This is a genomic window from Saccharopolyspora elongata, from assembly GCF_004348985.1.
Classification (GTDB): domain Bacteria; phylum Actinomycetota; class Actinomycetes; order Mycobacteriales; family Pseudonocardiaceae; genus Saccharopolyspora; species Saccharopolyspora elongata.
On record NZ_SMKW01000035.1, the window covers coordinates 17780 to 43591 of the forward strand.

Below are 25812 nucleotides of genomic sequence, written 5' to 3' on the forward strand. Positions count from 1 at the left end.
CGCCTGGCGGAGGAGTCAACGAGGAGCGGAAGGCTCCCACGGATCGAGAACGCCCGGCTCCCGCGGGCCGCTGGGAGCGCGGCGGCCATCGTCCGGCCACTGTGGATGGTGATCGGAGTCGGCGGCTCATTCGAGCCGGATGTGCCAGTTGCGGGAGAAGAACACGATCGCGGCCAGCGCCCCGGCGGACAGCACGCCGCCACCCTCGCCGAGGAAGAGGCACACCACAGCAACGAGCGCCGCGAACACCACCAGCGTCATCCGCGGCGACATCAGAGCCCAGATCCGCCGCCACGCGCTGGTCTCCGTCAAGCGGCGGGCCAACTTGGGGTCGTCGCCGGCGAGCTGCTGCTCGATCTCCCTCAGGCGGCGCCGCTCGTCCCTCGGTAGCATGGCCACCTCCAACGGTCCATCCGCCTCGTTGAACAAGTATTGCAACGATGTCCTCCGCTGTGAAGGGTCCATTGGCACGGTTGCCGGTTCCTGCGGCTAACCTGTGTCCGCAGTCGTCGCGGCAGGGAGCTTCCGATGGAGATCTGGGTCAACCCGGCATGTTCGAAATGCCGTTCGGCGGTGTCGCTGCTGGACGAGGCGGGCGCGGAGTACACCGTGCGCCGGTACCTCGACGAGCCGCCGACGGCCGCCGAGTTGGCCGAGGTGCTGGACCGGCTCGGGCTGGAGCCGTGGGACATCGCCCGGACGGCCGAGCCGGTGGCGAAGGAGCTCGGCCTGAAGACCTGGGGCCGGGAGCCGGCGGACCGGGACCGGTGGATCGAAGCGCTGGTGGCGAACCCGAAGCTCATCCAGCGCCCGATCATCACGGCCGACGACGGCACCACGGTCGTCGCCCGGACCCCGGAGGCCGTGCGATCGGTGCTGCCGGGGACCGACTGACCGGCGGGGAAGGTCGGCCCTTCCCGCCGGACGCCTCCGGCGGATACGAGAACGGGGGCGGGCGCTCCTCGCGCCCGCCCCCGTGTTTTGCCTGATCAGGCCGCCGTCGCGGCCGGCTCGCCGACCTGGAGGGTCAGCTCGCCGTCGGCCGCGGACACCCGCAGCCGGGCTCCCTCGGCCAGTTCGCCGTCCAGGATCAGGTCGCTGATCCGGTCGTCGACCTCCCGCTCGATCGCCCGCCGCAACGGCCGGGCCCCGAACTCGGGCCGGTAGCCGCGCTCGGCGATCCAGGCCACCGCCGCCGCGTCGAACTCGACGCCGATGCCCATCGCCTGCAGCCGGCGCACGGTCTGCTCCAGCAGCATCCGGGTGATCGTGTGCAGCTGCTCGCCGTCGAGCCGCTTGAAGACCACGATCTCGTTGATGCGGTTGAGGAATTCCGGCCGGAACGCCTCGCGCAGCCGCGGCATGATCCGCTCGTCCAGCGCCGGGTCGGCGTCCCCGGCGGTGAAGCCGATCTTGCCGCCGGCAGTGGAGACGACCTCCGAGCCGAGGTTGCTCGTCATGATCAGCACCGTGTTGGTGAAGTCGACCGTGCGCCCCTGGCCATCGGTCAGGCGGCCGTCGTCGAGCACCTGCAGCAGCGTGTTGAACACATCCGGGTGCGCCTTCTCGACCTCGTCCAGCAGGATCACCGAGTACGGGTGCCGCCGCACCGCCTCGGTCAGCTCACCGGCCTCGCCGTGCCCGACGTAGCCGGGGGGCGCGCCAACGAGCCGGCTGGCGGTGTGCCGCTCCTGGAACTCGCTCATGTCCAGCCGCACCATCCGCTGCTCGTCGCCGAACAGCGACTCGGCCAGCGCCTTGGCCAGCTCGGTCTTGCCGACGCCGGTCGGACCGAGGAACAGGAAGCTGCCGACCGGCCGGTCGGGGTCACCCAGCCCGCTGCGCGACCGCCGCACCGCGCGGGCCAGCGCCCGCACCGCGTCGTCCTGGCCGATCACGCGCTGGTGCAGCTCCTGCTCCAGCCCCTGCAGCCGGACCTTCTCGGCGGCGGTCAGGCGGCTGACCGGCACCCCGGTCGCCCGCGCGACGACCTCGGCGATGTCCTCGGCCGTGACCTCCAGGACAACGGCCTCGCCGGCGTCGCCGAGCTCGCCCTGCGCCTTGCCGATCTCGTCGCGCAACGCCGAGGCCCGCTCGTAGTCCTCCGCGGCGACCGCCGCGTCCTTCTCCTGCTCGAGCCGCTCGATGCGACTGCGCAGCTCAGCGCCGTCCGGCGCCGCCGACAGCCGCTTGCGCGCGCCGGCCTGGTCGATCAGGTCGATCGCCTTGTCCGGCAGGAACCGGTCGTTGATGTACTGGTCGGACAGCCGGGCCGCGGCCTCCACCGCGTCCTCGGTGTAGCGGACCTGGTGGTGCGCCTCGTAGTGCTCGCGCAGGCCCTGCAGGATCGAGACGGTGTCCGGCACGCTCGGCTCCGGCACCTGGACCGGCTGGAAGCGGCGTTCCAGGGCCGGGTCCTTCTCGATGTGCTTGCGGTACTCGTCCAGCGTCGTCGCGCCGACCACGTGCAGTTCGCCGCGGGCCAGCCGGGGCTTGAGCATGTTGCCCGCGTCCACCGCGCCCTCGGCGCCGCCGGCGCCGACGACGGTGTGCAGCTCGTCGATGAACACGATCAGCTTGCCGCGGTGCTGCGAGATCTCGTCGATGACCTTGGTCATCCGCTCCTCGAAGTCGCCGCGGTACCGGGTGCCGGCCAGCATCCCGGACAGGTCCAGCTGGACCACGCGCTTGCCGGTCAGCACCCGCGGCACGTTCCCGGCCGCGATGCGCTGGGCCAGGCCCTCCGCGATCGCGGTCTTGCCGACGCCCGCCTCGCCGATGAGCACCGGGTTGTTCTTGGTGCGGCGGGACAGGATCTCGACGGTCTGCTCGATCTCGTCGGCGCGGCCGATCACCGGGTCCAGCTCACCGTCGCGGGCGCGGGCGGTGAGATCCCGGCCGTACTGGTCGAGCGTGGGCGTGTCGCTGTCCTTGGCCGGCGCCTCCTGCTCGGCGCGGGGGCGCTGGCTCGCGGCGCGCAACTGCTCGGGCCCGGCGCCTGCGGAGCCGAGCAGCCGCCCGGTCTCGGAGTCCGGGCTCGCCGACATGGCGAGCAGGACGTGGTGCGGGCCGATGTAGGTGGAGCCGAGCGCGCGGGCCACCCGGTGCGCGTCGGCGAGCACCGTCCGGGCCGCCAGCGTCAGCGTCACCGGCCGGTCGCCGGCGGCTTCGCCGGCAGCCGGGAGGTGCTCCTCGATCTGCGCGGCGAAGGCCTCGGTGTCCACGCCGAGCTGCGCCAGCTGCTCGCGAGTCGGCGTCTCGTGTGCGGCCGACCACAGCAGGTGCAGCGCGTCCAGGTCGGTCTGCCCGCGGTCGCGGGCGAAGCGCGCGGCCCCGCTCAGCAGCTGTTGCGCCTGCTCGGTCATCAGCTCGGTGATGTCGATCCGGCGCGAGCCGGGCGCAGCGTCGTCGGCACCGAAGAAGCGCGCGAAGTACTCGTCGAACGGGCCGCCTGCCGGTCCGAAGAACGTCGCCATTCCTAACCTCCTCGCGACGGTGTTGCTGGCTTCCGCCGCCATCTACTTGAGTCCGTTGCTGTCAACCAACGTCAGTCGGGTCCGGGTAATTCCAACCAGTCCCACAAGTGGCGCGCGTCACTATCTGCCGCATCGCGGCAAGCTCAACATGGTTCTTCGGCAATATTCCCAGGAGGCAATACGACCAGGCTGCCGGTCCGGCACTGGACTCTGGTCATGCGCGTCTGCGCCACCACGGCCAATCCGGCGGTGTTTGCGGATCATGAATCGTTCGTCGGCGGAACGCCTCGTCCAACGGCTCGACCTTGGCCGACAACGCCCGCCGGGATCGAGGACCGAGCTTGGTCAGCGCCAGCTCCAAGACGCCACGGGCTTCCGTCGGATCGCAGCACGGACATCCGTGCCGAACCGCCTCGTCGAGCAGGTGCCGGGCGTCGGAGTGGACCGCGTGCCGCCAATCGGCCAGTGCGCGGGCGACGGAGCCCGGGGGCAGGCTTTCCGAGCGCTCCAGGACTTGGATCTCGTTGACGGCCCTGGCGGACAGCCCGTCGACGACCGGCAACTTCACGCCCGGCCGGAGCCGGCGGGGGAGAGCGGCGCGCACCGCCGCCGGCGACCTACGCGCCATGGCCCTTTCTGATCACCGTCACGGGCTGATGATCTCACACGCCCGACGAGGAATGAACCGCCCAAACCGCCCTAGGCGATCTTGGTCCACAGCGGATCGGACGTCCAGGCGCCCTCGTCGAGCTGCCGGTCGATCCCGTCGCGCAGGCACGGGCATTCCTCGGCCGGATGACCCCGGGTGCAGGTCAGGAACGGCCCCAGGCACCGCTCGGCCCTGGCCAGCCGCTCCTGCTCGGAGCGGATCGCGGCCATCCGCTGCTCCACGACCTCCTGCCAGCGCCGTTCGGGCGCATTGCCGTGCAGGATCACCGCGGTGCTGGCCGATGACATCGGCGGGCCGGCCGCGCAGCGGGCCATGGCAAGCGGCGGCGCAGACGGTCTGTTCGGCGCCGGTGTCACCGCCGGCCTGCACCTGAGCCTGGTGGTGGCGGGCGTGGCGACGCTGCTGGTCGCGGCGCTCATCATCGCCCTGCCGCGCGCGAAGTCACCGGAGCCCGCGCCGGCGGCGAAGACGCCTGCGATGGGGGATTGACTTCCAGCAAGGTCGAAGTTCGAAGCTGTCCTCAGCAGATCGACGGCTTCGAAGGGGTGTGGAATGGGGACTTCGGTGGAACGCACGGTGTTCGACTCCGCCTACGAGGAGAACAGCGCTCCATGGGTGATCGGCGAGCCGCAGCCGGCCATCGTCGGGCTGGAGCAGGCCGGGGGCATCCGGGGCGCGGTGCTCGATCCCGGCTGCGGCGCGGGGGAGCACACGATCCTGCTCACCAAGCTGGGCTACGACGTCCGCGGCGTGGACTTCTCGCGGCCGGCTGTCGAGCACGCCCGGGCCAACGCCGCCGCGCAGCACGTCGCCGCCCGCTTCGAGGTCGCAGATGCGCTGCAGCTCACCGGCGGGCCGTACGACACCGTCGTGGACAGCGCGCTGTTCCACGTGTTCGGCCCGGAGGACCGGGCGAAGTACGTGCGCAGTCTGCACGGCGTGTGCCGCCCGGGGGCGACGGTGCACGTCCTGGCGCTGGCCGACGTCGAGCCCGGCTTCGGCCCGCGCATCCCCGAGTCGGCTATCCGCGAGGCATTCGCCGGCGAGGGCTGGCGGCTGGAGGAGGTCCGGCTGAGCCGCTACCGGGGCGTCGCGCTGGGCGAGCGGGCCGAGGCGCTCGGCGTCGAGGACGGCGCGCTCGTCGACCTGGCCGCCTGGCTGGCCACCGCCGCCCGCCTCTGAAGTCCACATTGGACCGACTGGGGGTGTGGTCCCGGCCGGGCGCGGCTGGCACACTGGGCTGATGACCGAGGATGCTGCGTGCGCGGTGGCGCACGGTGAAGCCCCGTCGGCGTCGTCCGGTGGCCGCGTGCTGGCGGCGGTGTTCGCCACGCCGGTGGCGGAATTCCTGCTGCGCTACGGCCGGGACCTCGGTTTCCGGACGATCCTGGTCGAACCGGACACCGAGCGGGCCGGGGCGGAGGCGGTCCCGGCGGTGCCGGTGCTGGGGCCGGAGGCGGACGTCGTGGTGACCGACCACCACCGCCCGGAACTCGGCCCGCTGCTGCGCGACGTGCTCAAGCACGACGTCCGCTGGGTGGGCGTCATGGGCAACCCGCGCCACGCCGGTCCGCACGTGGCCGCACTCCGGGATCTCGGCGTCCCGGATGCCGAGATCGAGCGGGTGCACCGGCCGATCGGCCTGAACATCGGCTCCCGCACGCCGCCGGAGATCGCCATCGCGACCCTCGCGGGCCTGCTGGCCGACCGCAACGGCAAGCCCGGCGGCTTCGCCTTCTGAGCCCGCCGGCCGCCCGGGTGAGGTGCGCGGACTCTCGCTTTTGCCGGGGCGATGTGGTTATGCTCCGGTCACCCAGCGCCGGGATCATGGCCCGGTGCCGAGTGTTCCGCGACCCGGGCGGGAGGGGCGCGTGGTGAGCGGTATCGCGTTTCGGGAACTGTCACCGGTGTCCTTTTTGGAGCGCGCGGCGGCGGTGTTCGCCGATCGTCCGGCGGTCGTCGACGGGACGCAGCTGCGGGTGTTCGCCGGCGGCGCCCCGCCGTGGCCGGCGCTGCTGGAGCGGATGACCGAGCTCGGCATCGACATCCGGCACCTCTACGGCCTGACCGAGACCTTCGGCCCGGCGGTGGTGTGCGAGTGGCAGCCGGAGTGGGACGGGCTGGCCGGCGACGAACGGGCCCGGCTGGTCGCGCGGCAGGGCATCGCGAACGTGATCGCCGAGCCGCTGCGGGTGGTCGACGCCGAGGGGCGCGACGTGCCCGCCGACGGGCTGACGACCGGCGAGATCCTGCTGCGCGGCAACGATGTCATGCTCGGCTACTACCGGGACGAGGCGGCGACCGCCGCGGCCACGCTGGACGGCTGGTTCCGCAGCGGTGACCTCGGCGTCCGGCATCCGGACGGCTACGTCGAGCTGCGCGACCGGATCAGGGACGTGATCATCTCCGGCGGCGAGAACATCACGTCGATCGAGGTGGAGAACGCGCTCACCGCGCACCCGGACGTCCTCGAAGCGGCCGTGGTCGGCGCACCGGACCCGAAGTGGGACGAGGTCCCCATCGCGTACGTGACCCTGCGCGACGCGGCGACCGCCGACGAGGCCGACCTGATCGACTTCGTCCGCGCGCGCATCGCGCGATTCAAGGCGCCGAAGCGGATCGTCTTCGGCGACCTCCCCAAGACGTCCACCGGCAAGCTGCAGAAGAACGTCCTCCGCGAGCGAGCCAGGACGCGGCGGCCGTGAGGCGGCGTCGACCCGGCCCTAGGCTTCATCGTCGGCGAAGCCCAGGTCCTAGTCCTGGAACAGCTCGCTCCCTGAGGATGGCTCGTCGGCGAGGGCGTCAAGGACGGCCTGGCCGTACTTGGCGAGCTTCTGCTCGCCGACCCCGCTGATCCCGGCAAGTTCGTCCAGAGTAGACGGTTGGGCCGCCGCGATCTGGCGGAGCGTCGAGTCGTGGAAGATGATGAACGGCGCCTTGTTCTCCTCGCGCGCGGTGGCTGCACGCCAGGCCCGCAGTCGCTGGAAGACCGGCTCCGCCTCCGGCGGCATGTCCTGCGCGGCCTGCTTTGCCGTTTTGGACTTGGCGGTCGGCGCGGCGGCGCGCTTGGGCTCGGTGCGCAGCAGCACCTGCCGCGGGTCCTCGCGACGCAGGACCTCGCCGCTGGACTCGGTGAGCACCAGCGTCCCGTAGTCGCCCTCCACGGAGAGCAAGCGCTGGGCCAGCAGCTGGCGGATCACGCCCCGCCACTCGTTGTCGCTCAGGTCGGCGCCGACGCCGAACACGCTCAGCGAGTCGTGCCGGAACTGCTCGACCTTCGGGGTCTTCTTGCCGCGCAGGATGTCGATGATCTGGCCGGCGCCGAACTTCTGGTTGCGCTCGCGGTCCAGCCGCACCACGGTCGACAGCAGTTTCTGCGCGGCGACCGTGCCGTCCCACGATTCCGGCGGCGCCAGGCAGGTGTCGCAGTTCTGGCAGGCCATCGCGGAGTCCTGGCCGAAGTAGGCGAGCAGCTGTGTGCGGCGGCATTCGACGGTCTCGCACAACGCCAGCATCGCGTCCAGGTGCCGGGACAGCGTCCGGCGGTGCGCGTCGTCGCCCTCGGAGAGTTCGATCAGCTTGCGCTGCTGAACCACGTCCTGCAGGCCGTAGGCCATCCAGGCCGTCGACGGCTGCCCGTCGCGGCCCGCGCGGCCGGTCTCCTGGTAGTAGCCCTCGACCGACTTCGGCAGGTCGAGGTGCGCGACGAAGCGCACGTCGGGCTTGTCGATGCCCATGCCGAAGGCGATGGTGGCGACCATGACCAGGCCGTCCTCGCGCAGGAACCGGGACTGGTGCGCGGCGCGGACCTCCTTGTCCAGGCCCGCGTGGTAGGGCAGCGCGTCGATCCCGTTGGCCACCAGGAACTCCGCGGTCCGCTCCACCTCGGCGCGGGAGAGCCGGTACACGATGCCCGCGTCCCCGGCGTGCTCGGTGCGCAGCAGCTGCAGCAGCTGCTTCCGCGGATCGTTCTTCGGCGCGATCCGGTACTGGATGTTCGGGCGGTCGAAGTCGGAGACGAAGTGCCGGGCCCCGGTCAGCTCCAGCCGGGTCGCGATCTCGCGGCGGGTCGCCTGGGTGGCGGTGGCGGTCAGCGCGATGCGCGGCACCTCGGGCCAGCGCTCGTGCAGCACCGAAAGCGCCAGGTAGTCGGGGCGGAAGTCGTGGCCCCATTGCGCCACGCAGTGCGCTTCGTCGATGGCGAACACCGAGACCTCGCCGCGGCCGAGCAGGTCCAGCGTCGAATCCAGCCGCAGCCGTTCCGGCGCCAGGTAGAGCAGGTCGAGCTCGCCGGAGGCGAACGCGGCCTCGGTCTGGCGGCGCTGCTCGTAGTTCTGCGTCGAGTTGAGGAAGCCCGCCCGCACGCCGAGCTCGTTGAGCGCGTCCACCTGGTCCTGCATCAGGGCGATCAGCGGCGACACGACGACGCCCACGCCGGGCCGCACCAGCGACGGGATCTGGTAGCAGAGCGACTTGCCGCCGCCGGTGGGCATCAGCACCAGCGCATCGCCGCCGCCGATCACGTGGTCGACGATCTCCTGCTGGGAACCGCGGAAGGAGTCGTAACCGAAAACGCGCTGCAGGACCTGCCGGGCGTCGGACACCTCAAGACCGGGGGAAGCCACGGCGCGCATCTTAGATCCTGTCTCCGACTCGTTTTGCGTGGCGGTGCGGGTGGCGGAACCTCAGGCGTCTTCTCGCTGTGGGATCCCCGACATCATGAATGACCAATTCACCACGTCGGGGCTGTCCTCGCGAGAAGACCCCTGAGAACCCGCGGCGGTGCAAGTTGCCAGGGCGGGCTAAGCGGCTGCGCCGCTTCAAAGACAAAGACAAGTCAGTTCTAGCAGCACCCACGACTGGGCCCGGGGCCGTGCGTTCCGACATGCGGGGGCGTGTCGGGCCGCCTGTGATGTGCGTCCCGTCGGGGAGGCCGGGCCTTCGGCGGGAACAACTCGCAGGGCAGAATCGTTCGTGGAAATAGTTGAATCTCGTACTAAATGATCGGGATCTGGCCAGCGAGGGAGTTCACATGCAGTTCGGGATCTTCACGGTCGGTGACGTCACCACCGACCCGACCAACGGCCGCACGCCCTCCGAGGCCGAGCGGATCAAGGCCATGGTGCGGATCGCGCTCAAGGCGGAGGAGATCGGACTCGACGTCTTCGCCACCGGCGAGCACCACAACCCGCCCTTCGTGCCGTCCTCGCCGACGACCATGCTCGGCTACGTCGCGGCCCGGACCGAGCGGCTGGTCCTGTCCACCTCGACCACGCTGATCACCACGAACGACCCGGTGAAGATCGCCGAGGACTTCGCGATGCTGCAGCACCTCGCCGACGGCCGCGTCGACCTGATGATGGGCCGCGGGAACACCGGCCCGGTGTACCCGTGGTTCGGCCAGGACATCCGCCAGGGCATCCCGCTGGCCGTCGAGAACTACGACCTGCTGCGCCGGTTGTGGCGGGAGGACGTGGTCGACTGGGAGGGCAAGTTCCGCACGCCGCTGCAGTCGTTCACCTCGACCCCGCGGCCGCTGGACGGCGTCCCGCCGTTCGTCTGGCACGGCTCCATCCGCAGCCCGGAGATCGCCGAGCAGGCCGCCTACTACGGCGACGGCTTCTTCCACAACAACATCTTCTGGCCCAAGGAGCACACCCAGCGGATGGTCGACCTGTACCGGCGGCGGTTCGAGCACTACGGGCACGGCGCGGCGGACCAGGCGATCGTCGGCCTCGGCGGACAGGTGTTCATGCGCAAGAACTCCCAGGACGCGGTCCGCGAGTTCCGGCCGTACTTCGACCACGCGCCGGTGTACGGCGGCGGGCCGTCGCTGGAGGAGTTCACCGAGCAGACGCCGCTGACGGTCGGCAGCCCGCAGGAGGTCATCGACCGGACGCTGGGCTTCCGCGAGTACGTCGGCGACTACCAGCGCCAGCTGTTCCTGATGGACCACGCCGGGCTGCCGCTGAAGACCGTCCTGGAGCAGCTCGACCTGCTCGGCGAGGAGGTCGTCCCGGTGCTGCGCAAGGAATTCGAGTCGATGCGGCCCGCGCACGTGCCGGACGCCCCGACGCACGCGTCGCTGCTGGCCGCGAAGGAAGCGAAGAAGGCGGAGGTGGCGAAGTGAGCGAGCGGAACCTGGTCGTGATCTCGGCGGGCCTGAGCCAGCCGTCGTCCACCCGGCTGCTGGCCGACCGGCTCGCCGCGGCGACCGGCCGCGCGTTGGCGCAGCCGCCGGACATCGAGGTCGTCGAGCTGCGCGACCACGCCAAGGAGGTGGCGAACAACCTGGTCACCGGCTTTCCCGGCGCGGAGCTGCGGAAGGTGCTCGACCGGGTGGCCGCGGCCGACGGCCTGATCGCGGTGACGCCGATCTTCCAGGCGTCCTACAGCGGGCTGTTCAAGTCGTTCTTCGACGTGGTGGAGACCGATTCGCTGGTCGGCAAGCCGGTACTGATCGGCGCCACCGGCGGATCGCCGCGCCACTCGCTGGCGCTGGAACACGCGATGCGCCCGATGTTCAGCTACCTGCGGGCGGTGGTGGTGCCGACCGCGGTGTACGCGGCGTCGGAGGACTGGGGTTCGGCGGGCGACGGAGCGGCGCTGGCCGATCGCGTCGACCGCGCGGCGGGCGAGTTCGCGGCCCTCGTCGACCACCGCCCGGCGCCCGCCCGCGCCGACGCGTTCGAAGAACCGGTCCCCTTCGAACAACTCCTGTCCCAGAACCGGAACTAGCCGGAGAGGTCGTCGGACCGGCCCGCGGCGAGCCGGGACCACTGCGCCGTGGGCCGACCGTCGGTCCGGAACTGCTCGCCGGCGGTCGCGTAGGGCTGCGGCCAGCCCTCCGGCGAGTCCTCCCAGGTCTCCTGCCTGCCGTAGGTGGTGAGGTCGAGCAGGTGGTAGCTGGTGGCGCCGGCCTCGACGCCGCGGCTGGTCGTCCAGTACGTCTCGAACACCCTGTCGCCGTCGCGCAGGTAGCAGAGGTAGCCGCCGAAGCCGCGCCCGGCGAGCAACGCGTCCCCGGAGTCGCGGGCCGAGTACCAGGGCATCTCCCAGCCCATGAAGTCCCGGTACCGGGCGCTCTCGTCGTACGGGCCCTGGCAGAACGTCGCGTAGGTGACGTCGCGGCTGTGCAGGTAGGACAGCTCTCGGGCGTGCCCGGTGAAGAACGTGCAGCCCTCGCACTGCTCGGCGGCGGGTTTGCCGTCGTGCCACATGTGCAGGTAGACGATCAGTTGCCGGCGTCCCTCGAACACGTCGACCAGGGGCACCTCGCCCTGCGCTCCGACCAGCGGGATCTGCGCGTCCACCTCGACCATCGGCAGCCGCCGCCGGGCGGCCGCGATCGCGTCGCCCTCGCGGGTGTGCGCCTTCTCGCGGACCAGCAACCGGTCGAGCTCCGCCTGCCAGGAAGCCCGGTCGACGATGTGGGGCAACGGGTGCGTGCTGTTCGCTTCCATCGGTTTCCCTCTCCGGTCGCGCATCGGTGGCCTCGGCAGTGATGACCTGCCGGAGGGCCGAAACTCATCGCGCCTTCCGGGGTACCCGCACCCCGCCTTCGCGAAGTCATCTGCGCACACCTGGGCGACGGGTGGCTTCCGCTGGTGGTGCGCTTCCGCTTGCGGCGCTGGATAACGTGGCAGGTATGAGCGAGCGGATTCCCCGGGACGAGCCGGCCGGTTCGGCCGATGTCATCGCGCGGCTGCGCGACGAGGGCGTCGAGCTGGTCGAGATGTCCTTTGTGGACAACGCCGGGATCGTGCGGGTGAAATCGGTTCCGCTGGAACGGTTGTCGGCCGCGGCCCGGTTCGGCGTCGGGGCCTCGCCGTGCTTCGAGACGTTCAGCTTCGACGATGTGATGGTGCCGGGCCGCTACCTCGGCGGGCCGGACGGCGACCTGCGGCTGGTGCCGGACCTCGGGCGGTTGGTGCGCCTGGCGGCGCTGCCGGGCTGGGCGTGGGCGCCCGCCGACAAGTTCGGCCAGGACGGCCAGCGGTTCGTCGCCTGCCAGCGCGCGTTCGCCGCGCGCCAGGCGCAGGCCGCCGCCGACGCGGGGCTGACCGTCCGCACCGCCTTCGAACACGAATGGGCGTTGGGGGAGTCCGGCACCGACGAGTTCGTCCCGGCGTTCACCGGCCCCGCCTACGGCCAGGTGCGGCTGGAGGCGACGGCGGACTACGCGCTCGAACTCGTCTCCGCGCTGCGCGAGCAGGGGCTCGAAGTGCAGCAGTTCCACCCCGAATACGCGCTCGGGCAGGTCGAACTGTCGGTGGCCGCGAAGGATCCGCTCGGCGCGGCCGACGATGCCCTGCTGGTGCGGCACACCGTGCGTGCGGTCTCGCGCCGCCACGGCTGGCGGGCCAGCTTCGCGCCCTGCCTCGTGCCCGGTGGCGCGGGCTCAGGCGGGCACCTGCACCTGTCCGTGCACGACTCGGACGGCAACCTCTTCGCGGGCGGCTCGGGACGCTATGGCTTGCAGCCCGTCGGCGAAGCGTTCCTGGCCGGTGTGTTGCGAGAACTTCCCGCGCTGCAAGCGATCGGCGGCGGCAACCCGGCGAGCTTCCTGCGGCTGGAGCCGTCCCGGTGGGCCGGGGTGTGGCAGGTGTGGGGCCGGGAGGCGCGGGAGGCGGCGATGCGGCTGATCACCGGCACGATCGGCACCGAGCGGTGGGCCGCCAACGCCGAGGTGAAGTGCTTCGACGCCACCGCGAATCCGTACCTGGCGGTCGGCGCGGTGCTGGCGGCGGGCCTCGCGGGCGTGCGCGAGGAGCTGCGGCTGCCCGCGGAGATCACCGGCGACCCGGCGGCGCTGACCGACGACGAGCGCGCGGCGGCGGGAATCCACCGCCTGCCGACGAACGCGGCCGAGGCGGCTGATGCATTGGAGTCCTCCGACGTGCTGGCCGAAGCCCTGGGCAAGGAACTGCACGACGCGATGCTCACGGTTCGCCGAGCGGAAGCGCAACGATGCGCGGACGCCACGCCCGAGCAGCTCGCCGCCCGCACCCGCTGGTGCTGGTGATCGGGTCGTCCGCAATTTCCATTGAAATCGAAGGTTCGATTTCAATGGAAATTGCGGACAACGGGTGGTGTGTGCGTTCTGCGAGGGAGTTGTGAGCGCGTCCGGGCAGGGTTGCCCGCATGAAGATCGTCAACACTCATCAGGCGGAAGCCTGGAACGGCTACGAAGGCACGCACTGGGCGGAGAACCAGGAGCGGTACGAAGTGATGGTCGGCGGGCTCGGCGGCCGCAACGACGTCCAGCTGTTCGAGGCGGCGGGCATCGAGAGCGACCATCACGTGCTCGACATCGGGTGCGGCAACGGGCAGACGACCCGGATCGCCGCGCGCCTGGCGGCCGGCGGGCACGCCCTCGGCGTCGACCTGTCCGGGCCGATGCTCGAACGAGCCCGGCGCACGGCCGCGGCCGAAGGCATCGGCAACGTGACGTTCGAGCAGGGCGACGCGCAGGTCCACGACTTCCCGGCCGACCGGTTCGACGTGGCCATCAGTCGCGGCGGGATCATGTACTTCGCCGATCCGGTGACCGCGTTCGCCAACATCGGCGCGGCGCTGAAGCCGTCCGGGCGGCTGGTCTTCGGGTGCGGCCGGGACGCCTCCGACGCCGACTTCAGCGCCGTGTGGGCGGCGATCGGTGCGCACGTCGCCCTGCCCGATCCGGCCGAGGACACCGCGCCAGGGCCGGCCACGTTCACCGACCCCGGGCGCATCCGCGAGGTCCTGACCGGGGCCGGCTTCGCGGACGTCGTCCTCCGGGAAGTCGAGTCCGAGATGGTGCTGGGCGAGAACGCGGCCGACGCCGCCGAGTTCATCTTCGGCTGGGGCCCGATGCGGTTCTGGATGTCCGATGCCGACGACGCGTCCGTCGGCCGGGCGCGCGAGGAAGCCACCGCCGCGCTGCGGACCCTGGAGCGAGGTGGCTCCGTCGTGGCGAAGTCCTCCGGATGGTTGGTCACGGCCACCTGGCGCGGATGAGCGCGTAGTGCCCGGGGCCGCTGACGATCTCATGTGGAGAGTCCTCGGCCGCGTCGCCCGAGCACGGCGCGCAAGTATGCTCGCTGTGCCGGGCGAGCAGGGGAGGCGGCGATGGCTGAGGTGACCAATCCACCTGCTCGCAACACGCGTCCCCGCAATCGCCGGGCGTTGATCACCGCGGCCGCCGCGGACCTGTTCTACCGGCTCGGCTACGCGCGGGTCGGGATGAGCGACATCGCCGAGGCGGTCGGGGTCGGCTCGTCGGCGCTGTACCGGCACTTCGCGGGCAAGCAGCAGCTGCTGACCCGGGTCGTCCTCGACGAGCTCCAGCCGTTCAACGCGATCGCCGCGCAGGTGGCCGACCGGGACCTGGACGACGTGGTCGCACAGCTCGCCGCCGCCGCGCTGGACCACCGCCAGCTCGGCGTGCTCTGGCAGCGCGAAGCCCGGCACCTGCCCGAGGAGCAGCGCGATGTGCTGCGCGAGGAGCTGCGCGGTGTGGCCACCGGGCTGGCCGAGGTGGCGCGCGCCTTCCGGCCCGAGCTGACCGGCGAGGACGCCCGGTTCCGCGCCTGGTGCATGTTCAGCGTCCTGACCAGTCCGTCTTACCACCAGGTGGACCTGCCGCGGCGCCAGTTCGAGCAGCTGCTGCGTGCCATGGTGGTCGTCATCGGGACCCAGCCGCCGCAGCGGTTCGCCGACCACCACGAGCCCGATGCCGACCAGCGGGCCGCGCTGTTCGCCGGGCGCGCCTCCCGGCGGCGGCTGCTGCTGGCCGCGGCGATGCGGCTGTTCTCCGACGCCGGTTACACCGAGGTGACCACCGAGGACGTCGGCGCGGCGGCCGGCATCGCCGGGCCCAGCCTGTACAACTACTTCGCCAGCAAGCAGGAGCTGCTCGGCGCCGTGATCACCCGCGGCAACGCGTGGCTGGAGGTCGAGCTCGAACGGACCCTGGCCAGCACGCCGGCCGCCGACGACGCGCTGCGCGAGCTGCTGAGCTCCTACATCGGCTTCGCCTTCGACCACGGCCGGTTCATCGACATCCTGGTCAGCGAGGTCAACCACCTGCCGGACGCGGAACGGCACCGGGCGCGGCAGACCCAGCACGCCTACGTGGCCGAGTGGGTCGGGCTGCTGTGCGAGGCGCGGCCGGGGCTCGACCCGGTGCGCGCCCGGATCCTGGTGCAGGCGGCGTTGACGGTCGCCAACGACATGGTGCGCACCGGCTCGGTGCGCGACGTCGAAGCGCTGTTGCGGATCGGCTCGGCGCTGATGCTGGACACGCCCGTCGAGCCCGTGTGACCGGCCGCCGGATGACTACTACTAGATATTCACTTAAGCATCATCCCCGCAGGAGAATGCTTGATTGGCTGGCCTGGTTGAACTAGGGGCAGCTCACTTCGAAATTGACTTCGGCCGTCGCGCCGCATTAGGCTCCGCGTTGACCAGGTCTGCCAGCACGCACGCCGCGCCCGGCCTTGGGGTGACGAACCGGCCGCCACGCGCCGAGGCGCGTCACCGGGTTCCGGGCCTGGAACGTCGCGAGCGGGCGGCAGACACTGGAGCCGAGCAGGTAACGAGGACAGGTTGGTTGCATGAGCAGCGCGACGGAGCCGGTCGGTCAGCCGCCGGTGGACGTGCCGGACATCCACACGACCGCCGGCAAGCTGGCGGATCTGTACCGGCGGAATGACGAGGCGGTGCACGCCGGCTCGGCGCGCGCGGTGGCCAAGCAGCACGCGAAGGGCAAGAACACCGCCCGTGAGCGCATCGACATGCTGCTGGACCCGGGTTCGTTCGTGGAGATCGACGAGCACGCGCGGCACCGCTCCACGAACTTCGGCATGGACGCGAACCGCCCCTACGGCGACGGCGTGGTGACCGGCTACGGCACCGTCGACGGCCGCAAGGTGTGCGTGTTCTCCCAGGACTTCACCGTCTTCGGCGGTTCGCTGGGCGAGGTGTTCGGCGAGAAGATCGTCAAGGTCATGGACCTGGCGCTGAAGACCGGCTGCCCGCTGATCGGCATCAACGACTCCGGCGGCGCGCGCATCCAGGAGGGCGTCGCGGCGCTGGGCCTGTACGCCGAGATCTTCAAGCGCAACACCCACGCCTCCGGCGTGATCCCGCAGATCTCGCTGATCATGGGCCCGTGCGCGGGCGGCGCGGTGTACTCGCCGGCGATCACCGACTTCACGGTGATGGTCGACCAGACCTCGCACATGTTCATCACCGGCCCCGACGTCATCAAGACGGTCACCGGCGAGGACGTGACCTTCGAGGAGCTCGGCGGCGCGCGAACCCACAACTCGCGCTCCGGCAACGCGCACTACCTGGCCACTGACGAGGCGGACGCCATCGCCTACGTCAAGGAGCTGCTGTCGTTCCTGCCCAGCAACAACCTGGCCGAGGCGCCGGTGTTCGACGGTCCAGAGAATGACGCCGTCACGGGCTCCGTTTCGATTTTGGAGTCGATCACGGACGCCGACCGCGAGTTGGACGCGCTGGTCCCGGACTCGCCGAACCAGCCCTACGACATGCTCGAGGTCATCTCCCGCGTCGTCGACGACGAGGAGTTCCTGGAGGTCGGGGCGCTGTTCGCGCCGAACATCATCACCGGCTACGGGCGCATCGAGGGCCACCCGGTGGGCGTGGTCGCCAACCAGCCCACCCAGTTCGCCGGCACCCTGGACATCGACGCCAGCGAGAAGGCCGCGCGGTTCGTCCGCACCTGCGACGCCTTCAACATCCCGGTGCTGACCTTCGTGGACGTGCCGGGCTTCCTGCCGGGCACCGACCAGGAGTGGAACGGCATCATCCGGCGCGGCGCAAAGCTGCTGTACGCCTACGCCGAGGCCACCGTCCCGCTGGTCACCGTGATCACCCGCAAGGCCTACGGCGGCGCCTACGACGTGATGGGCTCCAAGCACCTGGGCGCGGACGTCAACCTGGCGTGGCCGACCGCGCAGATCGCGGTCATGGGCGCGCAGGGCGCGGTGAACATCCTCTACCGGCGGCAGCTCGCCGAAGCGGCCGAGAACGGCGAGGACGTCGAGGCCACGCGGGCGCAGCTGCAGCAGGAGTACGAGGACACCCTCTGCAACCCGTACGTGGCCGCCGAACGCGGCTACGTCGACTCGGTGATCCCGCCGTCTTACACCCGCGGGTACGTGGCGCGGTCGCTGCGGATGCTGCGCGACAAGCGCGCCAGCCTGCCCGCGAAGAAGCACGGCAACATCCCGCTGTGACGTCGTCCCACCCGCGAGGAGGTGCCAGATGAGCCAGGACGCGACGCCGGAGGAGCGTCCGGTGCTGCGCATCGTGCGCGGCAATCCCGACGACGCCGAGATCGCCGCGCTGACCGCGGCGCTGAGCGGCCTGGCCGCCGCGAGCGCCGCGGCCGAGCCGCAGCAGCGGCCGATGTCGCTGTGGGGCGACCGGTCCGCCGCGCTGCGCCACCCGGCGGGCCGCCGGCCGCTGCGCCCCGGCCCGCACGCTTGGCGCGCGTCGGCCCTCCCGGGCTGATGTCGTTGCCCGCCAACAAGTTTTCGCCAGCCGTCCGGCGTCGCGCCGGGAAATGAGGAGTTGACCACTGTGGACGTGACGCCGATCAGCAAGGTCCTGATCGCCAACCGCGGTGAGATCGCGGTGCGGGTGATCCGCGCCTGCAAGGACGAGGGCATCGCCTCCGTCGCCGTGTACGCCGAGCCGGACGCCTACGCGGTGTTCGTGCGGCTGGCCGACGAGGCCTTCGCGCTGGGCGGTTCGACGCCCGGTGAGTCGTACCTGAACATCGACAAGATCATCGACGTCGCCAAGCGCGCCGAGGCCGACGCCGTGCACCCCGGCTACGGCTTCCTGTCGGAGAACGCCGAGTTCGCCCAGGCGGTGCTCGACGCGGGCCTGATCTGGATCGGGCCGTCGCCGCAGGCGATCCGCGACCTCGGCGACAAGGTCACCGCCCGGCACATCGCGACCCGCGCGGGCGCGCCGCTGGTGCCGGGGACGAAGGACCCGGTCAACGGCGCCGACGAGGTCGTCGCCTTCGCCGAGGAGCACGGGCTGCCGGTGGCCATCAAGGCCGCGTTCGGCGGCGGCGGCCGGGGCCTGAAGGTCGCCCGGACGCTGGAGGAGATCCCCGAGCTGTACGCCTCGGCGGTGCGCGAGGCCGAGACGGCGTTCGGTCGCGGCGAGTGCTTCGTCGAGCGCTACCTGGACCGGCCGCGGCACGTCGAGGCGCAGGTCCTCGCCGACCAGCACGGCAACGTGGTGGTCGTGGGCACCCGCGACTGCTCGCTGCAGCGGCGGCACCAGAAGCTCGTCGAGGAGGCCCCGGCGCCGTTCCTCAGCGACGACCAGCACCGCACCATCCACGAGGCGGCGCGCGCCATCTGCGCCGAGGCCGGCTACTACGGCGCGGGCACCGTGGAGTTCCTGGTGGGCCTGGACGGGACGATCTCGTTCCTGGAGGTCAACACCCGCTTGCAGGTGGAGCACCCGGTGTCGGAGGAGACCACGGGCCTGGACCTGGTGCGCGAGCAGTTCCGCATCGCCGCCGGTGAGAAGCTGCGGATCACGGCCGACCCCGAGCCGCGCGGCCACTCCATCGAGTTCCGGATCAACGGCGAGGACGCGGGACGCAACTTCCTGCCCGCGCCGGGCACCGTGACCCGCTTCGTCGCGCCGCACGGCCCGGGCGTCCGGGTGGACGCCGGGGTCGAGTCGGGCAGCGTGATCGGCGGCCAGTTCGACTCGCTACTGGCGAAGGTGATCGTCACCGGCGCGGACCGGCAGCAGGCGCTGGAGCGCTCGCGGCGGGTGCTGGACGAGATGGTCGTGGAGGGCATGGCCACGGTGCTGCCGTTCCACCGCGAGATCGTCCGCGACCCGGCGTTCGTCGGGGCCGACGGCTTCACCGTGCACACCCGGTGGATCGAGACGGAGTTCGACAACAACATCGAGCCGTTCACCGGCGGCGTCGAGGCGGAGGAGCCGGAGGCGCGGCAGACGATCACCGTCGAGGTCGGCGGACGCCGCCTGGAGGTCTCGCTGCCTGCGGAGCTCGCGGTCTCGTCGGCGTCCCCGGCGGCGAAGGCGAAGCCGCGCAAGCGTTCCGCGGGCAAAGCCGGTGCGGCGGTGTCCGGCGACGCCGTGATCGCGCCGATGCAGGGCACGATCGTGAAGGTCGCGGTGGCCGACGGCCAGGAGGTCGCGGCGGGCGACCTGATCGCGGTGCTGGAAGCGATGAAGATGGAGAACCCGGTGACGGCCCACAAGGCGGGCACTGTGACGGGCCTGTCGGCGCAGCCGGGCGACTCGGTGTCCCAGGGCACCACGCTCTGCGAGCTGAAGGAGTAACCTGACAGCGCGGAGGGGCCCCTGACCGAGGTTCGGTCAGGGGCCCCTCCGCTAGTCCTCCGCGGGAATCACCGGCAGCGTGATCTGCGACGGATGCTGCGTGGAGTTGTGGATGGTCAGCGGTGACAGCGCCGCCGGCAGGTCGCGCAGCGTCGGCAGGAGGTGCGGCACGTCGAAGGCCTGCACGGAGATCCGCAGCCGGTGACCGGGCGGGATCACTGCGCCGGTGGGGAAGACCTCCACGTCGATCGGCGCGATTTCCCCTGGTTGCAACAGGTTCTGCGTCTCCTTGGTGAACGGGTGGTACGGCTGGATCAGCTGCCCGTCGAGGTAGCGCGAGCGCTCTTCGTCCAGCGTCCGGTGCGACAGCACCTGCCAGCCGCCGGTGAGCCGGTTGACCTCGCCGGTCGGCGACACCGACGACACCGATACCGACAGCATGCCGTTGCCGGTCGGCGTCGAGGTGTGCAGCCGCGCGTTGATCGGACCGCGCATTCGCAGCGGTTGCGCCATCGGTTCGGTTTCGAAGACCGCGCCGGACAAGTCGTTCCACCGGTTGTCCTCGCACAGTCGCGAGATCCCGACGGCGTTGGGCAGCCCGGCGGTCCACTGGTTGGCCGAGCGGGTGCACAGCCCGGAGACCGGGACCGGCGCGACGGTGCTCTGCCCTTGCTCGGCGCCCTCGGCGACCAGTTTTCCTGGTGCGCCGGGGAAAGAGGTGCCGGAGAGCCGGAACGTGGTGGCGCGCTGCTCGTCGATCCAGCCCTGCGCGTGGTGCCACTCGCCGGAGTTGATCTCGTGCCAGGTCAGCGGCGGGATGTCGGCGTCCAGGGCCGGGTCGGGCAGCCCCCGCACGTAGCGGTCGAACCAGCGCAGCTGGAGCTCCTGCAGCGTGCCGTGCCCGGCTTCGCCGATCCCGGCGCCGGTGCTGCCCTGCAGGTGGTCCCACGGCCCGAAGATCATCTTCACCGGGACGCCGCGCTCCCGGAGCCGGTCGAACACCATCGGCGTGCCGCGCTGGAACAGGTCGTACTCGCCGCCGACGAGGAAGGTGGGCACGTCGATGCGGTCGAGCGCGTTGATCGGCGAGCGCTCGGCGTAGAACGGCCCGTCGAAGGCGGAGTCCAGCCCCAGCGTCGCGGACAGCAGCATCGGCGCGGTGAATCCGGTGGCGCCCTGCACCCGTGAGAGGTACATCTGCAGCGCGTTGTCCGGCTCGCCGGCGCCGTAGGCGGGCGGGATCAGCCCGGTGCCGGTGACCAGGCCCAGCCACAGCGGGATGAACCCGACGTCGAGAGCGCCGCCGGAGGCGACGACGTCCCGGTAGGTGTCGGCGGCGGGGACCTGCGGGAAGATCGCCTTGAGCCCGGCGGGCCGTTCGGCGGCGGCGAAGAGCTGGCTGATGCCCATGTAGGAAGCGCCGTGCATGCCCACCGAACCGCTGCTCCAAGGCCGCTCGGAAGAGGCGGCCCAGTCGACGATCTCACCGGCATCGGTGTTCTCCCGAGCGCTGAAAGCGGCCCAAGAACCACCGGAACCGCCGGTGCCGCGCGCATCGACGGTGACCTGCACGTAGCCGCGTTTGACGAAGTAACCCGGGTCGCCGAGCGCGGCGGAGGCGGGACCGTTGAGCACGGCCTTGTTGTAGGCGGTGATGGTCAGCAGCACGGGAAAGCGGCCGTCGACCGGCCGGCCGTCGGCGTCGGCGGGACGCTGGATGTCGCCGCGCAGGACCACGCCGTCGGACATCGGGATGGACACGTCGGTTTCGGTGGCTGCGGCGGGATATTCCTCGCCACGAGGAGCCCAAGCGGGCCGAGCGGAACTGGTTTCGGCGGTGGTCAACCCGGCGAAGACAATAGCCAGGGCAAGAAGCAGAGCCAGCGCGGAGCGGCGCATGAAGACCTCCCGGGGAGTCCGGGAGATCAACGATCAGAACCGCACCGGGTTACGCAGGCCGCCTCCGACCAAGCACTCCGGCCGGAGGCTGCCCGCATAGTGTCAGCGGTCGAACCGCCCGTTCTTGACGGCCCGCACGAACCCAACGACGTCAACCCGCAAGGTCGGCCCGGAGGGGTTCTTGGAGTCGCGGATGCGGTCTAAGGAGCTCGCGAGCTCGACACAGGTACCGGCGTTGGCGCTGTAGCTGGATTTGCGCCAGGTCGTTTCAGCGTTCATTGCCCTTCTCCATGCTGTTGGCGATGTACCTGATCAGCTTGGCAGACTCGGCCTGGTTCATAGCCACGTCAAGAACCTTCTCTGCCGCTCGTTGGTAGATGCGCACGTCGGAGTCTTCATGCAAGAACAACGCGGACTTGAGGTTCTCCAGATGTACGACCGTGCCATCACCGGTCTCTATGAGGTGGAATTGTCCTTCGAGTGCCGGGTGCCAGCCGGTGCCGAAACGGAAGACCCGCAGTTCGATGTTGGGTCGTCGGGCCATCTCGAGTAGGTACCTGAGCTGCTCGATCATCACTTTTCGGCCGCCGAGCAGCTGCCGGAGGGCGGCTTCGCCGACCAGTGCGGTGAACTGAGTGGGCCGGTTGCGCGTTATCACATCGCGGCGCCCGATCCGAACGGCTATCCGCGCGGCCAGCTCACCGACTGGAACGCGTGCGTCCGTCATGACCGCACGGATGTAGTCGTTTGTCTGGAGCAGTCCGGGAATCAGCATCGGCGACACTTCGAGAATCTTCGACGCGTTCTGCTCGAAGTCGATGAAGGCGGCCGACTGCTGGCGCTGAGCCGGAAGCGTCGTGGCGACCCAGTTCGAGTCGTCCGCTCCATAGGCCAGATCGACGATCTCCTCGTACCGGTCACCGTTGACGCCAAGCGATGTGAGAATCTGCGCAACCTGCTCGGGTTTGGGGGTGCGGTCTCCGGTCTCCCATCTCGACAGCACTCCGGGATCACGTCCGAGCTGAGCGGCGAACGCCCGCACCGTCAGGTCTCGCTCCTGCCTTGCCTGGCGCAGTGCGTTCCCCAGCGCGCGGCCTTTCGGCGTCTTGGTCATTGCGGGTCTCCACGGTCTCACCTGTTGCGCCCACGGTCACGACATTGTTGATGATGCCAGGCTGCGCGAAAGTTAGGAATTACCACATTGTGGCAACGGAACTGCTTGCGCTGGGAGGGCGTCTCATGCAACACGTTGGTCGGTCAGGTGATCAGATCCGGCATTTCCAGTACCGGCAAGGGGTGGTGCCGGAGTGGTGTCGGTTCGCGCATATCTGTTGCGGCGCAAGCGATTCCTTGATTCGGTCTTGGTGCCGCCAGTTGTTCCAGGCTGGCGAGGTGGAGGAGTGCTCCCCGCCAGGGGAGCCGTGCGCCGGGCTACCGGTAGGGATACGCGAATGCACGGATTGCTTTTTGGTCGCGGAGTTTCCGGGGCTCGTCAACCGACCGCGGGAGGAGGGGATGATCCCGGCGCGGATCGACACACCGCGCGAGATGGCGTCCGCGATGCTGGTCCTGCAGCAGGATCTAGCGGACGAAGCGCGGCGCATCCCAACCGGTGAGGTGGATACGGCGCGCCTGAGCCGACTGGCCGCCGACACCGAGCGCTTCGCCAGCGCCGTGCGCCGCTTCGGTTGGCTGGCCGCGCGGGGCTGACGGTCACATCGGCGGATATTTGAACACTGGGATGGGTGGGACGGCGCCGAGAATTTCCTCGATCTTCGATTCGGTCAGTACAGTGATGACCTGCTCCACAGTGGATGACGACAAGTCCGCGAGGGCGATGTGGAAGTTGTCGTCGCCGTACTGCTCGGCCGCCAGGATCGTGGGGATCTGGCGGACCAGGGATTCGGCATCGGTGCGGTTCTTGGTCCACCACTGCTCGAAGCCGCGAAGGAGAATGCCGCCGCCCCAGATGGAGCCGTCGCTGATCACCCGGATCATCAGGGGAACGAAGTTCGCTTCCGCCTCGGTGGGTTTGCGGACCTTCCCGCGCCGCATGTATTGGTCGGGGTTGGTGCGGGCGAGGTTGATCTCGACACCGACTCCGACGGCAGCGGTGAAGTGATCCACGAACGGCTCGTACAGTCGGGGCGGCAAATCGACGTGGAGCCCCACCTGGGTCCGCAAGGTGCGACCGAAGTCGGGGTTCTCGTGGATGACCACCGACGGTCCGGACGCCATCGGCGGCTCGGGGTCGTCCCTCTCCGGCGCATCGTCGACGACGTTCAGCGACGCGACGATGTTCTTCCAGTCGTTGATGAAGTCACACATGTCGATAGGGAGTGGGACTGATTCCATGATCGTGCGAAGTTCGTCCCGCTCCGGACGCGAGATCGGGAAGCGGCCCTGCTTCAGCATGGCCAACAGCACGTCGAGGACCTCGTAATGCTCACCGGCATGCGCAGCGCTGGACATGAACGAGTACGTCTCCTGTGGGATGCGTTCCCGCATTCCCTGGAAAAGTGAGTCCGTCCTGTTCATGAGTTCGACTTCGTTCATGATCACATTTCTCTCGGATTCTCGTGCACGCCCGGCCCGCCCTTGGGATAGCCGGTGACGACGCTGCCATTCCCGTCGAGGACGACTTCGATGAAAACACCGTCTCGGACGCCGACGGCCTTCCACTTTCCGTTCGGTTGGAGCTCTGGCGGGCTGTCGGGATCCTTCGCCACGTCCTGAATCCGGTTCAGAACATCCATTCGGCTCCAGCCGGGTGGAAATTCGGACTTTCCTGGTTTCCCTGTTCCGGCGAGGTGGCCGCCAGCGTTCCTCGGAGGTGGATCACCGTCGAGGATGTGGGTCGCCCGGTCGGCGGTGACGTGCACGGATGCCGGGTCGGGGTGCGGCTCGTCCACTCCAGCCCAGGCGTCGTACGGCGCGGTGCCGAGGTGTTGTTCGAGTCCATGGTCTGCCTGATGGTAGGCCCGCCGCTCGGACTCCAGTGTGACCGCCTCGGCATCGCGTGCCCAGGTGTGCAACTGGTCGGCGATTCCGGTGGTCAGCAGCTGCATGGCGTCGCCGCGCTCGTATTCGTACGTTTCTTTGATTCTGGGCGTGATCGTCTTGACGGCCATGTACTTGCCAGCTTCGGCGCCGAGCTCAGCGGCTGTGGCGAGCGGATTTTGCCGCCAGAAGCCAAGCGCGGAGAAGATGTCCAGATCGCCCACTATCTGATGGAGCCTCGCGATGCTTGCCTGGGCGTTGCGCACCGCTTTGGACATCACCTTGCACGATTCGCTGAGCGCACTGCATGCGGACGTGAGGACCGGCAGAATTTCCGAGGTTCCGCAGATCTGGGACTTGGTGGCCCAGTACTGGCGGATGCTGTCGAAGACCGCACCGTGGTTGGACTCCACCAAGCCGTTGATCAGTCCGTCCCCGGACCGCGAGACCTCCGTCAGGGTTTCGACGAAGCGTCTCCACTCGTCGTAGGCGAACATGAGCCCCGCCGGGTCACCGTCGGGCCAGTACTCGTAGCCCCAGTCCTCCAAGCTCTGCGCCGGGGCGCCCGAGCCGCTGGGGGGTGGTTCGGGGCCGGGGCTGACGGTGTCGACCGGGAGCTGCGGCAATCGTTCCGGCAGCGTGGCGCCGTGTCCGGCGGTGGAGGCTTCTTCGGAGTCGACGTAGTTGTTGCCGGTGTCGGTCATGCCCTGGGCGATGCCGCCCAGCAGATCGGTGGCCGCGCTGAGCACCGCCCACACCGCCCGCGCTGTTTCGTCGTAGAGGGTGCGCCACGGGGCCAGAACCGGGTCGGCTCCGGCCATACCGGTGGCGCTGCCGTGCAGGTTCCGGCTGATCCAGCCCATGTTGTCGGCCAGCTGCTGCTGGAGTCCGTGGAACGACCGCGCGGCGCGGCGCAGTTCCTCGATGGAGACGTCGACTTCGCCGCCGGGCCCGCCGGCCGAGCCTGCCGACATCGGCACGGTGGAAGAGCCGCCTGACGAACCTGTGGGGGCGTCCCAGATGGCCAGGTTCGCCTGGTGCGCGCTGCGGTAGTTCTCGTCGATCAGCGACAGCAGGTCCGCCATGCCGTCGAGGAACTCGGTCATCTCCTCGGCTTCGCGAACCCATGTCGCCCGCGCGACCTCGAAACTGTCCGCGGCCTGTCCGGTCCAGGACGCCCGCAGCGGCCCGAGCGATCCGTCGAGATCGGCCAGCTTGGTCCGAACCTGCCCGGTGGCATCGCGGACGCTTTCCCACGCCTCACCGATCGCGGCGTAGCGGACAGCGAACCGGTCCATCCCATTCCCCCTAGAACTGCGGCACCCCACGCAGTCCTAGGGCACGCACAACCGGTGATCAACCGGTTTCGGCGAACTGTGATCAGGAAGGCTGCTCACAGAGGGTGAT

The 25812-nt window shown here is 70.1% G+C and carries 25 protein-coding genes; 14 read left to right on the forward strand and 11 right to left on the reverse strand.

Annotated features, from left to right (window positions below):
- Positions 1 to 126: 126 nt before the first annotated feature.
- Complete coding sequence (locus E1288_RS24625) at positions 127 to 393, reverse strand: DUF3040 domain-containing protein (protein WP_132488935.1); 267 nt, start codon at positions 391 to 393, stop codon at positions 127 to 129.
- A gap of 135 nt (positions 394 to 528) precedes the next feature.
- Here E1288_RS24625 and E1288_RS24630 point away from each other — a divergent pair, with 135 nt between their 5' ends.
- The gene (locus E1288_RS24630; RefSeq protein ID WP_132488937.1) at positions 529 to 894 is read left to right on the forward strand and encodes an arsenate reductase family protein; all 366 of its coding nucleotides are present in this window, start codon (positions 529 to 531) and stop codon (positions 892 to 894) included.
- Positions 895 to 989: 95 nt separating this feature from the next.
- On the opposite strand, the gene E1288_RS24635 is transcribed toward E1288_RS24630, so the two are convergent.
- From E1288_RS24635 to E1288_RS24645, 3 genes are all read right to left on the reverse strand, one after another.
- Positions 990 to 3476, reverse strand: coding sequence for an ATP-dependent Clp protease ATP-binding subunit (locus E1288_RS24635; RefSeq protein WP_132488939.1), 2487 nt, complete (start codon positions 3474 to 3476; stop codon positions 990 to 992).
- Between the two features lie 214 nt (positions 3477 to 3690).
- A complete protein-coding gene (locus tag E1288_RS24640) occupies positions 3691 to 4104 on the reverse strand; it encodes a hypothetical protein (protein ID WP_132488941.1) in 414 nt (137 codons plus the stop codon).
- A 71-nt stretch (positions 4105 to 4175) separates the two neighbouring features.
- A complete protein-coding gene (locus tag E1288_RS24645) occupies positions 4176 to 4433 on the reverse strand; it encodes a hypothetical protein (protein WP_132488943.1) in 258 nt (85 codons plus the stop codon).
- Between E1288_RS24645 and E1288_RS24650 the strand changes: the two genes are divergently transcribed.
- From E1288_RS24650 to E1288_RS24665, 4 genes are all read left to right on the forward strand, one after another.
- Positions 4417 to 4635, forward strand: coding sequence for a hypothetical protein (locus E1288_RS24650; RefSeq protein WP_132488945.1), 219 nt, complete (start codon positions 4417 to 4419; stop codon positions 4633 to 4635). The genes E1288_RS24645 and E1288_RS24650 overlap by 17 nt on opposite strands.
- 63 nt (positions 4636 to 4698) lie before the next feature.
- Positions 4699 to 5328 carry a class I SAM-dependent methyltransferase gene (locus E1288_RS24655; RefSeq protein WP_132488947.1) on the forward strand — a complete coding sequence of 210 codons (630 nt, stop codon included), beginning with the start codon at positions 4699 to 4701 and terminating at the stop codon, positions 5326 to 5328.
- A 61-nt stretch (positions 5329 to 5389) separates the two neighbouring features.
- Positions 5390 to 5887: an XdhC family protein gene (locus E1288_RS24660; RefSeq protein ID WP_132488949.1), complete on the forward strand. Its 498-nt coding sequence runs from the start codon at positions 5390 to 5392 to the stop codon at positions 5885 to 5887.
- Between the two features lie 166 nt (positions 5888 to 6053).
- Positions 6054 to 6851 (forward strand): AMP-binding enzyme, encoded by a 798-nt coding sequence (locus E1288_RS24665; protein WP_235883782.1) that lies wholly within the window; start codon positions 6054 to 6056, stop codon positions 6849 to 6851.
- Between the two features lie 48 nt (positions 6852 to 6899).
- On the opposite strand, the gene recQ is transcribed toward E1288_RS24665, so the two are convergent.
- On the reverse strand, positions 6900 to 8780 hold the full coding sequence (gene recQ / locus E1288_RS24670; RefSeq protein WP_132488953.1) for a DNA helicase RecQ: 1881 nt from the start codon (positions 8778 to 8780) through the stop codon (positions 6900 to 6902).
- Positions 8781 to 9178: 398 nt separating this feature from the next.
- On the opposite strand from recQ, the gene E1288_RS24675 reads away from it, so the two are divergent.
- The gene (locus E1288_RS24675; protein ID WP_132488955.1) at positions 9179 to 10276 is read left to right on the forward strand and encodes an LLM class flavin-dependent oxidoreductase; all 1098 of its coding nucleotides are present in this window, start codon (positions 9179 to 9181) and stop codon (positions 10274 to 10276) included.
- Entirely contained in the window at positions 10273 to 10884 is a 612-nt protein-coding gene (locus E1288_RS24680) for an FMN reductase (protein ID WP_132488957.1), read from the forward strand. The genes E1288_RS24675 and E1288_RS24680 overlap by 4 nt, the downstream gene beginning before the upstream one ends.
- Here the strand turns inward: E1288_RS24680 and E1288_RS24685 are convergent.
- Positions 10881 to 11609, reverse strand: a complete 729-nt coding sequence (locus E1288_RS24685) for a DUF899 family protein (RefSeq protein ID WP_132488959.1) — start codon at positions 11607 to 11609, stop codon at positions 10881 to 10883. The genes E1288_RS24680 and E1288_RS24685 overlap by 4 nt on opposite strands.
- Before the next feature lie 185 nt (positions 11610 to 11794).
- Between E1288_RS24685 and E1288_RS24690 the strand changes: the two genes are divergently transcribed.
- From E1288_RS24690 to E1288_RS24715, 6 genes are all read left to right on the forward strand, one after another.
- Positions 11795 to 13171, forward strand: a complete 1377-nt coding sequence (locus E1288_RS24690) for a type I glutamate--ammonia ligase (RefSeq protein WP_132488961.1) — start codon at positions 11795 to 11797, stop codon at positions 13169 to 13171.
- Positions 13172 to 13290: 119 nt separating this feature from the next.
- Complete coding sequence (locus tag E1288_RS24695) at positions 13291 to 14145, forward strand: class I SAM-dependent methyltransferase (protein ID WP_132488963.1); 855 nt, start codon at positions 13291 to 13293, stop codon at positions 14143 to 14145.
- Positions 14146 to 14256: 111 nt separating this feature from the next.
- Entirely contained in the window at positions 14257 to 15450 is a 1194-nt protein-coding gene (locus E1288_RS24700; RefSeq protein WP_132488965.1) for a TetR/AcrR family transcriptional regulator, read from the forward strand.
- Positions 15451 to 15743: 293 nt separating this feature from the next.
- A complete protein-coding gene (locus tag E1288_RS24705; RefSeq protein WP_132488967.1) occupies positions 15744 to 17396 on the forward strand; it encodes an acyl-CoA carboxylase subunit beta in 1653 nt (550 codons plus the stop codon).
- A 28-nt stretch (positions 17397 to 17424) separates the two neighbouring features.
- A complete protein-coding gene (locus E1288_RS24710; protein ID WP_132488969.1) occupies positions 17425 to 17673 on the forward strand; it encodes an acyl-CoA carboxylase subunit epsilon in 249 nt (82 codons plus the stop codon).
- A 69-nt stretch (positions 17674 to 17742) separates the two neighbouring features.
- Positions 17743 to 19506 (forward strand): acetyl/propionyl/methylcrotonyl-CoA carboxylase subunit alpha, encoded by a 1764-nt coding sequence (locus tag E1288_RS24715; RefSeq protein ID WP_132489077.1) that lies wholly within the window; start codon positions 17743 to 17745, stop codon positions 19504 to 19506.
- A gap of 51 nt (positions 19507 to 19557) precedes the next feature.
- On the opposite strand, the gene E1288_RS24720 is transcribed toward E1288_RS24715, so the two are convergent.
- The 3 genes from E1288_RS24720 to E1288_RS24730 form a co-directional block, all read right to left on the reverse strand.
- Positions 19558 to 21405, reverse strand: coding sequence for a CocE/NonD family hydrolase (locus tag E1288_RS24720; RefSeq protein WP_132488971.1), 1848 nt, complete (start codon positions 21403 to 21405; stop codon positions 19558 to 19560).
- A gap of 102 nt (positions 21406 to 21507) precedes the next feature.
- The gene (locus tag E1288_RS24725) at positions 21508 to 21684 is read right to left on the reverse strand and encodes a DUF397 domain-containing protein (protein ID WP_132488973.1); all 177 of its coding nucleotides are present in this window, start codon (positions 21682 to 21684) and stop codon (positions 21508 to 21510) included.
- Positions 21674 to 22519: a helix-turn-helix domain-containing protein gene (locus E1288_RS24730; protein ID WP_132488975.1), complete on the reverse strand. Its 846-nt coding sequence runs from the start codon at positions 22517 to 22519 to the stop codon at positions 21674 to 21676. Before E1288_RS24730 ends, E1288_RS24725 begins: the two co-directional genes overlap by 11 nt.
- 401 nt (positions 22520 to 22920) lie before the next feature.
- Between E1288_RS24730 and E1288_RS24735 the strand changes: the two genes are divergently transcribed.
- Entirely contained in the window at positions 22921 to 23115 is a 195-nt protein-coding gene (locus tag E1288_RS24735; RefSeq protein WP_132488977.1) for a hypothetical protein, read from the forward strand.
- Positions 23116 to 23118: 3 nt separating this feature from the next.
- On the opposite strand, the gene E1288_RS24740 is transcribed toward E1288_RS24735, so the two are convergent.
- Positions 23119 to 23820, reverse strand: coding sequence for a hypothetical protein (locus tag E1288_RS24740; RefSeq protein WP_207954540.1), 702 nt, complete (start codon positions 23818 to 23820; stop codon positions 23119 to 23121).
- Between the two features lie 143 nt (positions 23821 to 23963).
- Entirely contained in the window at positions 23964 to 25733 is a 1770-nt protein-coding gene (locus E1288_RS24745) for a WXG100 family type VII secretion target (RefSeq protein ID WP_132488981.1), read from the reverse strand.
- Positions 25734 to 25812 lie beyond the last annotated feature (79 nt).